This is a genomic window from Limnobacter litoralis (assembly GCF_030160455.1).
GTDB lineage: Bacteria > Pseudomonadota > Gammaproteobacteria > Burkholderiales > Burkholderiaceae_B > Limnobacter > Limnobacter litoralis.
The window spans coordinates 24,689-37,963 of record NZ_BSOJ01000004.1 but is presented as its reverse complement, the minus strand read 5'-3'; the positions used below and the strand labels follow the sequence as shown (position 1 = coordinate 37,963).

Annotated in this window: 14 protein-coding genes; 3 read left to right on the top strand and 11 right to left on the bottom strand. The window is 54.5% G+C overall.

The window, feature by feature from the left end; all coding sequences use genetic code 11:
* The first annotated feature begins 42 nt into the window (after positions 1-42).
* On the top strand, positions 43-876 hold the full coding sequence (locus tag QQJ87_RS01110) for a glycosyltransferase family 2 protein (protein WP_284279449.1): 834 nt from the start codon (positions 43-45) through the stop codon (positions 874-876).
* A gap of 1 nt (position 877) precedes the next feature.
* Here the strand turns inward: QQJ87_RS01110 and QQJ87_RS01105 are convergent, their stop codons facing one another.
* The 7 genes from QQJ87_RS01105 to QQJ87_RS01075 all read right to left on the bottom strand — a co-directional run bounded on the left by QQJ87_RS01105 (position 878) and on the right by QQJ87_RS01075 (position 8,403).
* A complete protein-coding gene (locus tag QQJ87_RS01105; RefSeq protein ID WP_284279448.1) occupies positions 878-1,606 on the bottom strand; it encodes an amino acid ABC transporter ATP-binding protein in 729 nt (242 codons plus the stop codon).
* Between the two features lie 12 nt (positions 1,607-1,618).
* Complete coding sequence (locus QQJ87_RS01100; protein WP_414674856.1) at positions 1,619-2,305, bottom strand: amino acid ABC transporter permease; 687 nt, start codon at positions 2,303-2,305, stop codon at positions 1,619-1,621.
* Complete coding sequence (locus QQJ87_RS01095; RefSeq protein WP_284279445.1) at positions 2,305-3,045, bottom strand: amino acid ABC transporter permease; 741 nt, start codon at positions 3,043-3,045, stop codon at positions 2,305-2,307. Before QQJ87_RS01095 ends, QQJ87_RS01100 begins: the two co-directional genes overlap by 1 nt.
* Before the next feature lie 96 nt (positions 3,046-3,141).
* On the bottom strand, positions 3,142-4,041 hold the full coding sequence (locus tag QQJ87_RS01090; RefSeq protein ID WP_284279444.1) for a transporter substrate-binding domain-containing protein: 900 nt from the start codon (positions 4,039-4,041) through the stop codon (positions 3,142-3,144).
* A 73-nt stretch (positions 4,042-4,114) separates the two neighbouring features.
* Complete coding sequence (gene aspA / locus QQJ87_RS01085) at positions 4,115-5,533, bottom strand: aspartate ammonia-lyase (RefSeq protein ID WP_284279443.1); 1,419 nt, start codon at positions 5,531-5,533, stop codon at positions 4,115-4,117.
* A 133-nt stretch (positions 5,534-5,666) separates the two neighbouring features.
* Positions 5,667-6,584, bottom strand: a complete 918-nt coding sequence (locus tag QQJ87_RS01080; RefSeq protein ID WP_284279441.1) for a LysR substrate-binding domain-containing protein — start codon at positions 6,582-6,584, stop codon at positions 5,667-5,669.
* Positions 6,565-8,403, bottom strand: coding sequence for an ABCB family ABC transporter ATP-binding protein/permease (locus QQJ87_RS01075; protein ID WP_284279439.1), 1,839 nt, complete (start codon positions 8,401-8,403; stop codon positions 6,565-6,567). Before QQJ87_RS01075 ends, QQJ87_RS01080 begins: the two co-directional genes overlap by 20 nt.
* A gap of 77 nt (positions 8,404-8,480) precedes the next feature.
* Between QQJ87_RS01075 and QQJ87_RS01070 the strand changes: the two genes are divergently transcribed.
* Entirely contained in the window at positions 8,481-9,299 is an 819-nt protein-coding gene (locus QQJ87_RS01070) for an SDR family oxidoreductase (protein WP_284279438.1), read from the top strand.
* 61 nt (positions 9,300-9,360) lie between these two features.
* Positions 9,361-9,768 carry an acyl-CoA thioesterase gene (locus QQJ87_RS01065; protein ID WP_284279437.1) on the top strand — a complete coding sequence of 136 codons (408 nt, stop codon included), beginning with the start codon at positions 9,361-9,363 and terminating at the stop codon, positions 9,766-9,768.
* 9 nt (positions 9,769-9,777) lie between these two features.
* Here QQJ87_RS01065 and QQJ87_RS01060 read toward each other — a convergent pair whose 3' ends face one another.
* From QQJ87_RS01060 to QQJ87_RS01045, 4 genes are all read right to left on the bottom strand, one after another.
* Positions 9,778-10,614: a GntR family transcriptional regulator gene (locus QQJ87_RS01060; RefSeq protein ID WP_284279435.1), complete on the bottom strand. Its 837-nt coding sequence runs from the start codon at positions 10,612-10,614 to the stop codon at positions 9,778-9,780.
* Positions 10,615-10,693: 79 nt separating this feature from the next.
* A complete protein-coding gene (locus QQJ87_RS01055; RefSeq protein ID WP_284279508.1) occupies positions 10,694-11,209 on the bottom strand; it encodes a response regulator transcription factor in 516 nt (171 codons plus the stop codon).
* Between the two features lie 13 nt (positions 11,210-11,222).
* A complete protein-coding gene (locus QQJ87_RS01050) occupies positions 11,223-12,530 on the bottom strand; it encodes an ATP-binding protein (RefSeq protein ID WP_284279433.1) in 1,308 nt (435 codons plus the stop codon).
* Between the two features lie 16 nt (positions 12,531-12,546).
* The gene (locus tag QQJ87_RS01045) at positions 12,547-13,254 is read right to left on the bottom strand and encodes an SURF1 family protein (protein ID WP_284279432.1); all 708 of its coding nucleotides are present in this window, start codon (positions 13,252-13,254) and stop codon (positions 12,547-12,549) included.
* Between the last annotated feature and the right edge of the window lie 21 nt (positions 13,255-13,275).

The window sequence follows — 13,275 nt, the reverse complement described above, 5'->3', positions numbered from 1 at the left end:
AGGCCACGGCCGAGCTTGAACGCCCCAACCAAATTGACCACGATGCCATCAGAAAAACTGCCGCTTTCTGCGGTTTTCATCGCCATGAACGCCGCTTCTGAGCTTCCAGAGGCCCTGCAAAGCGTTCAGTTCTGCGAAGACATCCTGATTGTCGATTCAGGCAGCACCGACGACACCCCGACCGTGGCGCGACAGCACGGTGCACGGGTGTTGCACAAAGACTGGCTCGGATTTGGGCCACAAAAGCGTTGGGCAGTTGAGCAAGCCCGCCACGACTGGGTGTTGTGCCTGGACGCCGATGAGCGGGTCAGCCCAGACCTTGAGCAATCCATTCGACAGGCCTTTCAAGCGCAATGCATCGCCTTGGAGAATGATCCCCTTTTGGCCGGATTCGAATTTCCCCGCAGCAACTTCTTTCTCGGCAAGTACCTGCGCCACGGGGAAGGCTACCCAGACTATTCAAGGCGGTTGTTTCACCGAATGCGGGCGCAGTGGAGTCTGGACGAGGTGCATGAAAAAGTGGAAGCCCGTTTGCCAGAAGCGGGCTTTCAACGCATAAACGGTGACCTGTTGCACCATTCCGCAGAAAGCCTTCAGACCTACCTGAATAAGCAAAACCGGTACACCAGCATTCAGGCCAGGCATCTGGTTGAACGTCGGCAGATTCCGGGTTGGGGCAAAGTGGTGCTTTCACCGCTCACGCGGTTCATCAAGTTTTATCTGATCAGGCGGGGTTTTCTGGATGGATTGCCTGGCTTGGTCCACATTGCGATCGGCTGCTTCAACAGTTTCGTGAAGTACGCCAAGGCGATTGAAATATCCAAAAGTGAACAGGCCGACAAGGCCACCACCCCGAGAGGTGGCGACCTCTCGTGAATCAGTGATTCAGGATTTTTGAGAGAAACAGCTGAGCTCTGTCGGAACGGGGCGAACCAAAGAAGTCGTCCTTCTTGCAGTCTTCGACAATTTTGCCCTGATCCATGAAAATAACGCGATCGGCCACCTTGCGGGCAAAGCCCATTTCATGGGTGACGCACATCATCGTCATGCCTTCTTGCGCCAGCTCGACCATCACATCCAGTACCTCGTTGATCATCTCTGGGTCAAGGGCTGACGTGGGTTCGTCGAACAGCATGCAAATCGGGTCCATCGACAAAGCGCGAGCAATGGCCACACGTTGCTGCTGACCGCCCGACAACTGACCCGGAAACTTTTTGGCCTGCGCCTTCAAGCCAACTCGTTCCAGCAGGCCCAAGCCCTTGGTCTCCGCTTCTTCACGTGACCGACCCAGTACTTTCATTTGGGCCAGTGTCAGGTTTTGGGTAATGGTGAGGTGTGGGAACAACTCAAAGTGTTGAAACACCATGCCCACGCGTGAACGCAACTTGGGCAGATTGGTTTTGGGGTCTCCCACAGAAATGCCGTCCACCGTGACCGTGCCCTGCTGGAATGGCTCCAGCATGTTCACGCACTTGATCAGCGTGGACTTGCCTGAGCCGGAAGGACCACAAACAACCACAACTTCGCCTTTCTTGACGGACGTTGTGCAATCGGTAAGCACCTGAAAGCTGCCGTACCACTTGCTTAAATTCTTGATATCAATCACAGCGCTCTCCTGCTATCGAATAATTTGGGTTCGTTTGTTCAATGCTTTCACGCACATGGACAGCGAGAAGCACAAGGCCAGATAAACAATGGCCACGAAAGAATACATTTCTACCAGTCGGCCATCCCGCTGGGCCACCTTGGACGCCGCACCCAAAAAGTCGGTGACGGACAACACATACACCAGTGAAGTGTCCTGGAAGAGAATGATGGTTTGGGTCAACAGCACGGGCAGCATGTTGCGGAAGGCCTGCGGCAATATGATCAGACGCATCGACTGTCCGTAGGTGAGCCCCAGTGCATAGGCCGCACCCACCTGCCCCCTCGGAATACTCTGAATACCCGCCCGCATGATTTCACAGAAAAACGCAGCCTCAAACATGATGAAGGTGATGTAAGCCGAACGGTCCGGCCCAATGCGCGGTGGAAAATCGGAATGGGTTACCTTCTGGATCACGATTGGCACCAGCAGGTAAAACCACAGAATCACAAGGATCAGGGGAATAGAGCGCATCAGGTTCACGTAACCGGAGGCGATCATGTACAAGGGTTTAATGCTGGACAGGCGAGCCATGGCCAACAAAGTGCCGAAAAAAATGCCGCCCAAACAGGCAATGACCGTGAGCTGAACCGTGTAACCCAGCCCGCCCATCAGGTAGGGCATGGAGCGCATAATTGCGCTGACGTCAAAATTCATGATTATTTGCCTCCCGAGATGTAGCCGGGTACTGAGGTCTTCTTCTCGATGTACACCATCACCCGGTTTACAGTCATGGCCACAGTGACGTAGATCACGGTCGCTACGATGTAAACCTCAATGAAACGAAACGTGTTTTCACCCATTTCCTTGGTCTGGAATGTCAGTTCAGTCAGACCAATGGTCAGCGCAACCGACGAGTTCTTGATCAGGTTCATTGCCTCGGAAGTGAGGGGTGGAACAATGATTCGATAAGCCATTGGCAAAAGCACATGCCTGTAGGTCTGGAATTCAGTCAAACCCAGCGCATAACCCGCTGCACGCTGTCCGCGTGAGAGGGACTGAATGCCTGACTTGACCTGCTCGGCCACGCGAGAGGCTGTGAACAGACCCAAACACACCACTGACGCCACAAACTGAACCAGTGTAGGATCTTGTCTGATGGACCATTCTTTGAGTGGCGGAATAAATTCGGGCACCACGAAGTACCAGAGAAAGAACTGGACAATCAAAGGTATGTTTCGAAAAATTTCCACATAGGCATTGCCTATGAATACGAGTTTTTTGCTGCTGGTGGTTCTGAACACACCAATCAGCGACCCCACCACAAAGGCAATAATGCCGGCCACTATCGACAAGGCCAGGGTGAAATACAAGCCGGAGATCAAGGTTTGGTACCACAGCAGTGGCTCACCATCGACTACCGGCTGAAAAAAGACTGCCCAATTCAGACCGCTATTCATTTTGTTTTCTCCCTAGTGATCGTCTCGGACAAATTCAAGGAAAAGGCCGGCTTACGATTGTTGCGTAGGGCCGGCCTTCATCACGACACGACTAACTTATTTTGAACCAGCGTCAGTTGGATGGGCAAACGCCTCTTTCAACTCGGGTGACATCGGGAAGTTCAAATTCACGCCTTTGGGTGGAATGGGTGACATGAACCACTTGTTGTACAGTTTCTCGGCTTCGCCAGACTTCATGACCTTGACCATGGTGTCGTCCACCACTTTCTTGAATTCAGGGTCGTCTTTGCGCAGCATGATGGCGTAAGGCTCGGTGTGCAGTACTTCAGGCAGGAATTTGTAATCCTGAGGGTCTTTGCTGTTGGCAACCAGGCCAGCAATCAGAATGTCATCCATCACGAATGCTTTTGCGCGGTCATTGGCCACCAACAAGAAGCTTTCAGCGTGGTCTTTGCCATAGATGGTTTTGAAATCGATCTTGGAGCCTTTTTCGTTTTCCTTGATCAATTGCACGGATGTGGTGCCTGATGTGGTGGCAATGGGCTGACCGTTCAGGTCTGCCAGGCTGTTAATGCCGCTGTTTTTCTTCACAACCACTTTCACACTGGTGACGAAGTAGTTGTCACCGAAGGATACCTGTTCCTGGCGCTTGACAGAATTGGTGGTTGAACCACATTCCATGTCGATGGTGCCGTTTTGCATCAATGGAATACGGTTTGCGGACGTGACAGGCTGCATGCCCACTTTCAGGTTCGGCAGATTCAGCTTGGCCTTTACAGCGTCAACCACCTTGTAACAGAGGTCTAGCGCGTAGCCGATTGGCTTTTGTTTGTCGTCCAAATAAGAAAATGGAACGGACGACTCACGATAACCGATGGTGATCGTGTTGGTTTCCTTGATTTTTTTTAATGTACCGGTCAGGTCTTCTGCCTGCGCTGGATGGATGGCAGAGAGGCCAACGCACGCCATAGCGGCCAAGAGGAGATTACGTTTCATTTTTGCTCCTTAAAAAATAAACGCACAAAATGTGCACACACCCCCGAAATGCGACAACTTCACATACCGGAATTCAGAGTTTTATCCTCCGAGGCATGGTGAGAACCTCGGGCCGGAGTATTTCAGACAGCTGCTGCTCTGACAGTAAGCCTTTCTCGAGAACCAGATCTGACACACGTCGACCGGTTTTGAGGGCTGTCTTGGCAATCTCCGATGCTTGATCATAGCCTATATAGGGATTGAGTGATGTGGCCAAACTGGCGGATTCCTGCACTCTTTGGTTCAAAAGCGCCTCATTTGCGGTAATCCCTAATACGCAATTTTTGGTCAGGGTTTTGCAAGCGGCCGTCAGGTGGAAAATGCTTTTGAACAAACTCCACGCAATGATGGGTTCAAACGCATTCAACTGTAGCTGCCCGGCCTCTGCGGCCATGGTCACCGTCATGTCGTTGCCGATCACTTCAAAGGCCACTTGATTGACGACCTCGGGAATGACGGGGTTGACCTTGCCGGGCATGATGGATGAACCTGCGGCGCGGGGTGGCAGGTTGATCTCGTTCAAGCCGGCCTGCGGCCCGGAAGACAACAAGCGAAGGTCATTGCAGATTTTGGAGAGCTTGACCGCCACCCGCTTCAACACCCCGGAAAGTTGCACAAAAGAGCCCGTGTCTTGTGTGGCCTCAACGAGGTCGGCCGCAGTGACCAAGCCCAGTTGAGTGATGTCTTCAAGGTAATGACGCGCCCGGGCGGCGTATTCCGGATCGGTGTTGATGCCGGTGCCGATTGCAGTGGCACCCAGGTTGATTTCAAGAATCAGATTGATGGCTTCTTTAACCCGTTGAATGTCTTCGCCAATCATGACGGAGTAGGTCGAAAACTCTTGCCCCAAGGTCATGGGCACTGCGTCTTGCAGCTGGGTGCGCCCGATTTTCAGGATTTTTCGAAACTCGAAGGCTTTTTCACCGAAGGCTTCTTTGAGATTTTCCATCGCCTCCAGCAAACCGGAGATGGCGCTGATCAGCCCAATCTTGACGGCGGTTGGGTACACGTCGTTGGTGCTTTGCGAGGCGTTGACATGTTCAATCGGATGCACCAGCTTGTAATCGCCCTTGACGCCTCCCAGAATTTCAATGGCCCGGTTGGCGATCACTTCATTGGCATTCATGTTGGTGGACGTGCCAGCCCCACCCTGAATGACATCGACCACGAACTGATCGTGCAGTTGACCACTGCGAATTTCACGGCAGGCTTTGACAATGGCGTCGGCAATGTTGCGCGGAATGACATCCAGATCAGCGTTGGCCTTGACTGCTGCCATTTTGACCGCCGCCAGGGCATTGATGAGATCGGGCGCGTTGGAGAGATGGAAACCGGAGATCTGGTAGTTTTCGATGGCCCGGCTGGTGTGCACCCCCCAGTAGGCGTTGGCAGGAATTTTCTTCTCACCGAGCAGGTCTTTCTCAACACGGTATTCTGAATTTGCCTTGGCCATGTGCATCCCTTGATACAGAAAGGAAGTAATCCTAAAACTGAATTAGAATTCTTCCCAATTCATTCTCGGCATTAGATCATGCATGAATTGCATAATCCAAAACCACCCCTGCCTTGCATCACTAGTCCGGGGGTTAGTCTGGCCAACTGCGCCAGGCCTGATCGAGCAGATCCGCCATCTGATTGTGCTCTTTGCCCCTCGGTATCCGCCTAAAAAGGCGCATTTCCATCTCGATTTTGTAAGGACCATCCAGCGGCACCAGCCTTGACTGCACGTCGGAAGCCACCGCACTGCTGGGCAACCACGCCACCCCAAGACCCGACTCGCACATGGCCTTCAAACTTTCGGACATGTCCGTTTCAAACAAACTCTTTTTAAGAAACCGGGGCCCCTGCTCCAATGCAAGGTCAGTCATGCGGGACAAATAGGCGTGCCTGGAATAGGTCAACACCGGCACAGCCAGCGGTGCCAGCGCATCCAGCGTGTAAAGGGGTTTGCCATCCGGACCCGGCAGACTGAAGGGCTTGAACTCTTCAACCCCGAGCAGTTTGACTTCGTACTTGCTGCTGTCGAGATCAATGGGCTCGCGGCTGTGGTGGTAGCACACCAGAAAGTCGCAAGCGCCGTCCGTGAAATGCAGCACAGCATCGTGGATGTTTTTGGCAGTCAGCTGGAACGACACTTCCGGATGTTGCGTCTTCAACGAGTCCCGAAGACTGCGCACCCAGAAGGGTGTCATGCTGTAAGCCAAGGTGTGTGGCACCACCAGCCGGATGACCTGCCGAGTGTTGGAAACACCGCCCTGCAACAAGGTGCGGGTTTCTCGAATCCGCTCCAGCATCTCCAGCGCCTGCTCGTAAAAGACCTCACCCTGGTTGCTCAAGCGGGTTGGGTAGGCACTGCGGTCAATCAATTCGCACCCCAGCCAGGCCTCAAGGGACTGAATCCGCCTTGAGAATGCGGGCTGAGTGACACAGCGCATGTTGGCAGCTTTTGAAAAGTTGCGCGTCTGTGCGAGCGCAACAAAATCTTCAAGCCATTTGGTTTCCATAGGTGTCCTTTTCCTGCTGGCTGTGCAGCTGAATCGCCCACATGCGAGCGTATTCGCCGTTCTTTTCTAGCAACTCCCGATGGGTGCCCTGCTCGATCAACTCACCCTGCCCCATCACCAGAATGCGGTGGGCATGCACAATTGTGGACAACCTGTGGGCAACGATCAAGGTGGTGCGGTTGCGGGACAGCGCGTTCAGTTCCTGCTGAATCGCCCGCTCGGAACGGGAATCCAGCGCCGAAGTGGCCTCGTCAAAAATCAGGATGGACGGATTTTTCAAAATGGTTCGTGCAATGGCCACCCGCTGCTTTTCACCCCCCGAAAGCTTCAGACCGCGTTCACCCACGCGCGTGTCATACCCATCGGGCAGGGTCAGCACAAAATCGTGAATGTGCGCCGCCCGGGCAGCTTGCTCAACCTCTTCACGGCTGGCCGACGGGCGACCGTACGCAATGTTGTAGGCAATGGTGTCATTGAAAAGCACAGTGTCTTGCGGAACGATGCCGATGCTGGATCGGAGCGAGCTTTGCGACACCTCGCGAATGTCCTGCCCGTCGATCAGAATGGCCCCGGAAGTGACATCGTAAAAGCGGTACAGCAACCTTGACAGGGTGGATTTGCCAGCGCCACTGTGCCCAACCACGGCCACAGTGTGTCCGGCGGGCACATCAAAACTGAGGTTGCGAATGACTTCTCGCCGTTTGTCGTAGGCAAAGCCCACCTGCCTGAATTCAATGCGTGCGCCCTGCACTTGCAACGCGGGCGCACCGGGCTTGTCCACCACCTCTTGATTCTGGTCCAGCAGACTGAACATGCGCTCGATGTCTGCCAGTGCCTGCTTGATTTCACGGTAAATGACACCCAAAAAATTAAGTGGAATGTACAACTGAATCATGAAGGCATTGACCAGCACCAGATCGCCCAGCGTCATTGATTTGTCGAGTACCCCCAGCGCCGCGCGCCACAGCACAGCGGTGACCGCCACGGCGATGATGGCACTTTGCCCCGTGTTTAGAAGGGTCAGCGAACGTTGGGAATCGATGGCGGCCTCTTGCCAGGCTTTCATGCTTTTGCCGTACCGTTCGGATTCAAACCGTTCATTGCCAAAATACTTCACGGTCTCAAAATTAATCAGCGAGTCCACCGCCCGCACGTTGGCTTTTGAATCGAGGTCGTTCATGGTGCGGCGGAAATGGGTGCGCCATTCGGTGACCTTCACTGTGAACACGATGTAGCTGACCAGCGCCACGCCAGTGATGGCCGAAAACCAGATTTCATAGTGAATAAACAGGTACCCCACCACCAACGTGATTTCAACCAGCGTGGGCAAAATGCTGTACAGGGTGTAGCTGACCAGGCTTGAAATGGCCCTTGAACCACGCTCGATGTCACGCGTGACACCGCCAGTTTGCCGGTCCAGGTGAAAACGCATCGAGAGGGCATGCAGATAATCAAAAACCTGTATGGCAATCGAGCGCACGGCACTTTGGGTGACGCGTGCAAACAGCAACTCTCGCAATTCAGTGAATACAGTCGTGGACAGGCGCAAAGCGCCGTAGGCCAGCAACAGTGCGGCGGGCATGGCCGCTGCTGTCAACAGTGCGTCGTTTTTCAGCAGTGGCTCGAAATAATCAATCAGCTTTTTAAGCAGCAGTGGCACACCCAGGTTGGCCCCTTTGGCCGACACCAGGCACGCAATGGCCAGCATGACACGCCATTTGTAGCGCCACAAATAAGGAAAGAGCAGGCCCACGGTTTCCCAATCACTTCGGTTTCGGGGTCTGCCTGCTTCGGGTTCGGTTGTGCCGTGTCTGCGCATGCGATACTTCTGCTTCAAAAACAACAAAAACCCATGCTATCACCACGCCACCAAGGGCGTAGACAGGAGACAGACAAATGAGCGGTATTCGAAACAAGGTGATTTTGGTCACAGGTGCCTCAGAGGGCATTGGTGCGGCGTTGGCCATTCGACTTGCACCGGGCAATAAACTCGTGCTGGTGGCCAGGCGCCTGGACAAGTTGCGTGAAGTGGCACTGCAGGTGGAAGACGCAGGCGGCAAAGCCCTGTGCATCGCCTGTGACGTGAGCGAACAAGACCAGTGCGAACGCATGGTTGATCAGGCGGTTCAAGCCTATGGGCGCATGGACGTGGTGATCAACAACGCTGGCGTTTCCATGCACGCCTGGTTTGAAGACATTGAAGACTTGGGCACCTTTGAGCGCCTGTTCCGCATCAATGTGATGAGCATGATCTGGATTACCAAACGCATTCTGCCCGCCATCAAAGAATCCAAGGGGTTGATCGTGGGCGTGTCGAGCCTGGCCGGAAAAACCGGCGTACCCGCCCGAACCACCTACTGCACCAGCAAGTTTGCCATGAGCGGCTTTATGGAAGCGCTGCGTATCGAGCTCATGGGCACGGGCGTGGACGTGTGCGCCATTTTTCCGGGCGTGGTGGACACCGAGATTCGCCGCAACGGCCTGAATGCCAAGGGGCAGAAAGCCAATGTGTCGGGCCTGAGTGAGACCGGCGCCATGTCGGTTGAACAGTGCGTGGAAGAAATGGTAGCCGCAATGGAAAGCCGCAAACGCGAGTGGGTCATGACGGCACAGGGTCGACTGGGCCTGAAACTCAAACCCTTCATTCCGCAAGTCATCGACAACATGGCGCGCAAGGCTCTTGACAAGGAACACGGCGGAAAACAGTCGGAATAACGCGGCTCAAAGGGGGCGGCAAGGTACAATAAGGCCTTGAAAAACTGAAAAACACCTTGTCATGAACACCCAGATTGAACCCGTATTGCTGCCCGTCGACCGTGAACCTGTGATTCGCGTCATCCCGATGCCCAAAGACTCCAACGCTGCGGGTGACGTGTTTGGCGGCTGGATCATGTCGCAGGTTGACCTGGCCGGCTCGGTGCCTGCCACAGCCCATGCCAAGGGCCGCATTGCAACCGTAGCGGTGAATTCGTTCGTGTTCAAAGAACCGGTTTTTGTGGGTGACTTGTGCAGTTTTTACGCCGAAATCACGAAAGTGGGCCGAACTTCCATTCAGATCTATGTGGAAGTGTATGCACAGCGTCGCCTGCAGCCCGACCAGGTGGCCAAGGTTACTGAGGCCTACGTCACTTACGTGGCCGTAGACAATGACCGCAAGCCACGCCCGGTTGACCCTTTGAAATAAGAAACCGGCCTACAGGGAATCCAGCGCAGACTGGTGTTTCTCAAAGGCAAACTCAACCTCGTTGACGTGCTGCCAGGAAGATTGGCCCTTGACCTCTTTTCTGGACAGCTCGATGCGGTAATCGTAGCGATCGGGACGATACAGGCCGCGCAGCAATTGCACCGGCCTGCCCTTTTCGTCGTAAGCCACCCTTGTAATCGACAGCAATGGCGCGCCGACCGGCACGCCCAAAGCAAACGCCACGGCAGAATCGGCCAAGCGGGCCGAGATGGTTTGACGAGCCTTGGTGACTTTGACGCCGGCTTCTTCGAGCAACATCAAAATCGGAAATTCACGCAAGCGCCTGCGGCACAACCTGCCCGACAAATCTTCGGGAATGTAGCTCGTGAGGTGGGCAATCGGCTGTTTGTTCAGCTGCCGCACCCGGATCAGCTTTTCAACCACGGCATCGCTCGGCAAATGTAGCAATGTGGCCACATCGGCGGAGGGAATGATTCGCTTGGAAGTAATCAACTGCAGATCGGATGAATCGCCGCTGGCTTGCAGGCGCATGGCTGACGCGCTGAGGGTTTGATACTGACCCGTGCCCGGGTCTTCCACGCGGGGCTTGACGAAAGTGCCTTTGCCACGCCCTCGCGCCACCAAGCCCTCTTTGACGAGGTCTTGCAAGGCCCGCCGCATGGTCACCCGCGACACATTGAACTGCTCGGCCAGCACCAATTCACCAGGCAAAGGATGGGTGTCGTAATGACCTTCCAGTATTTTTTCGCGGAGAATGAGATAGATTTGGTGGTAAAGCGGAACAACCTGATTCGGGTCGAGTTTGAGTTCTTGTGTGGTTTCCATACTGCTGCTGCTTGAAACTGCCATGCTTAAGTTTTACAACACATTGCAAAACATTTCAACACAATTACTCGCAACTGTTTTATTTCACGCGTTGCTTTTCGAGTTTTCGGGCCAGCGTGCGTCGGTGCATGCCCAGCCGCCTTGCCGTTTCTGAAATGTTGAAGTTGGTCTCGGCCAACACCTCGTGAATGCGTTCCCACTCCAGCGTTTTGATGGAGGTAGACCGATTCGTGAACGACACCGTCTCGGTGCCTGCCACGTGACCAAAAGCGGCCTCGATGTCGTCTGTGTTGGACGGTTTGGCCAGGTACTGGCAAGCGCCCAGCTTGATCGCCTCGACTGCCGTATTGATGCTGGCGTAACCCGTCAACACGACAATCAGCATGTCTTCATTGTGGGCGTGAAGCGCCTGAACACAGTCCAGACCTGAAGAGTTGTCATTCAGTTTGAGATCCACCACTGCATGGCTCGGATTGATCTGTTGCAGGGCTTGCGTGGTTTCATCCAGATTGGTGGCCAGGTGTACTTCATAGCCACGGCGCTCGAACGAACGCCCCAGCGCCTTGGCAAACGCCGTGTCGTCTTCCACGATCATCAACACGGGCTTTTCACTCACTGCGGGTTTCTCCTTCAAACAAAATGGACGACAAGGGCAGCGTCACCTCAATTTTGGCACCCTTGTCAGGCAGGTTTTCAGCCTGAACGGCCCCGCCCAGCGTACGCGCCACATTCACCACCAGAAACAGCCCAAGCCCACCGCCAGCCCGCCCCTTGGTGGATTGATACGGCTTGCCCAATTGCCGAAGCATGTAGGCCGGAAAACCGGGCCCCTGATCGGTGACCGTAAAAATCAAGGTGCCTTCACGGGCAGCCACGCGCAACCCCACCCACTTGGGCGAGGCCTCAAAGGCATTGTCCAGCAAATTGAACATCATCTGCTTCAGAGTGGAATCGAACACCACCTCGCAGTCTTCTGAAATTTCATTGCTGTATTCGAAATGCGCCACTGGCTTGATGGTTTGCCATTCACGCGCCACGTCATTGACAAAGGTCAGCAAGGTGGTGCGGGCCGACGATTCACCTCGGGCTTCACCAGCCGCCAACAGAATGCCACTGACAATTTTCTTGCAACGCTTGATCTCGGTTTGCATGTCAGTCAGTTCTTCTTGCAGCTCGCGATTTTCTGCAAATTCCGGTAAATGCTGCCAATCGTTGAGAATCACGGACAGCGTGGCCAGCGGCGTTCCCAACTCATGGGCAGCCCCCGTGGCCAGCAAGCCCATTCGGACGATGTGTTCCTCTTCTGCAGCACGCTGGTTGACCTTGGCCAACTCCGCGTCGCCCTTGCGCACGTTGCGGATGATTCGGGCAATAAACACCACCAGCAAGGTTGCATTCAAAATGAAGCACAGCAAAAGCCCCTGGGTGTACAGCGGCGAAAAGCTGTGCCCTGTGCGCGGCGGCAGTTGCAAAGGTTCAGAAAACAAAGTGAGCCCGACCATGCACAGGCTGGTGATGATCATGATGGCCCAGGCGGAGCCTGTCTCAAGCAGAATGACCCCCAGAACCACTTGCAACAGATACAAAAAAGCAAACGGGTTGGTTGCACCACCGCTGAAATACAGCTGGGCGGTCAACACCGCAATGTCGACCAGCAGCGCAAAGCTGAGTTCTTGGTTGGTGACGATGGGCTGCTCGTGCCAAAGCAGATGGCTGCCAATGTTGAATGCCACCAGAAAGGCCAGCACGGTGAGCATCTGGAGCATGGGCAAATCAATACCCATGACCAGCTTGGCAAACGCAATGGTTGCAATTTGCCCCAGCGCGGCAAGCCAACGCAGTTGAATGAGGTGCAGCATGTTGCGGTGACCGGCGTCGTGGCCGATCTTCGCTTCAGCGGCTAGAAGATTTTCCATGCATCATTTGGTCAAGTTACGCGCCCTGCTTTTTGCGAACCACCCAGGCAGCCCAAAGCACCATCAGTGCCAAAGTATACCAAGTGATGGCGTAGACCAAATGACTGTTGTGAAAATGAACTATGGTGAGGCCGCCGACGGGGTAGATGTCGGGGCGATTGTTGGCGGCGTCTTCATCAATGAAGTACGGTGCAACGTGGTCAAGTTGCTTTGCTTTGGCAATCGCTTGCACATCGCGTGAATACCAACGGTTGTGGGCAGGGTCGTTGCTTCGCAAAAAGCCGCCTTTGGGTTCAGTCATGCGAACCAATCCGGTCACGATGACCTCGCCACTGGGTGTTTCAACCAACGGTTTGTCGCTGGCTGGCGGCACAAAACCCCGATTCACCAGAATGATTGTATTGTCAGCCTGCTTCAAGGGCGTGACCAACCAAAAACCTGGCCCCAGGTTGGTGGAGGCCTGAACCCGAACCGATTTGTCAGCCAGCAACACGCCTTTGGCTTGCACATGCAGGTATTCATCGCTTTTTGCGGAAATGGCGGGCCACTGAGCTGGCCCCGGTGCGGGTTGCACTGGCGCATGCACACGGGCGTTTACACGGGCGATCAGGTCGAGCTTCCACTGAAGGCGGTAGACCTGCCACGTGCCCAAAGCCACAAATGCAAAAAACAATAGCGCCCCACTGAGTGAAAGCGCTACTGTTTTGACGGTACTGCGTGTCATTGCTGTGCTGCCCTGAAAGGC

What these genes read in the sequence shown, in the direction of transcription:
- QQJ87_RS01110 (WP_284279449.1), top strand. Translation starts at nt 43, where the DNA reads ATGCCATCAGAAAAACTGCCGCTTTCTGCGGTTTTCATCGCCATGAAC.
- QQJ87_RS01095 (WP_284279445.1), bottom strand. Translation starts at nt 3,045, where the DNA reads ATGAATAGCGGTCTGAATTGGGCAGTCTTTTTTCAGCCGGTAGTCGAT.
- QQJ87_RS01090 (WP_284279444.1), bottom strand. Translation starts at nt 4,041, where the DNA reads ATGAAACGTAATCTCCTCTTGGCCGCTATGGCGTGCGTTGGCCTCTCT.
- aspA (WP_284279443.1), bottom strand. Translation starts at nt 5,533, where the DNA reads ATGGCCAAGGCAAATTCAGAATACCGTGTTGAGAAAGACCTGCTCGGT.
- QQJ87_RS01080 (WP_284279441.1), bottom strand. Translation starts at nt 6,584, where the DNA reads ATGGAAACCAAATGGCTTGAAGATTTTGTTGCGCTCGCACAGACGCGC.
- QQJ87_RS01075 (WP_284279439.1), bottom strand. Translation starts at nt 8,403, where the DNA reads ATGCGCAGACACGGCACAACCGAACCCGAAGCAGGCAGACCCCGAAAC.
- QQJ87_RS01070 (WP_284279438.1), top strand. Translation starts at nt 8,481, where the DNA reads ATGAGCGGTATTCGAAACAAGGTGATTTTGGTCACAGGTGCCTCAGAG.
- QQJ87_RS01065 (WP_284279437.1), top strand. Translation starts at nt 9,361, where the DNA reads ATGAACACCCAGATTGAACCCGTATTGCTGCCCGTCGACCGTGAACCT.
- QQJ87_RS01060 (WP_284279435.1), bottom strand. Translation starts at nt 10,614, where the DNA reads ATGGAAACCACACAAGAACTCAAACTCGACCCGAATCAGGTTGTTCCG.
- QQJ87_RS01055 (WP_284279508.1), bottom strand. Translation starts at nt 11,209, where the DNA reads ATGATCGTGGAAGACGACACGGCGTTTGCCAAGGCGCTGGGGCGTTCG.
- QQJ87_RS01050 (WP_284279433.1), bottom strand. Translation starts at nt 12,530, where the DNA reads ATGGAAAATCTTCTAGCCGCTGAAGCGAAGATCGGCCACGACGCCGGT.
- QQJ87_RS01045 (WP_284279432.1), bottom strand. Translation starts at nt 13,254, where the DNA reads ATGACACGCAGTACCGTCAAAACAGTAGCGCTTTCACTCAGTGGGGCG.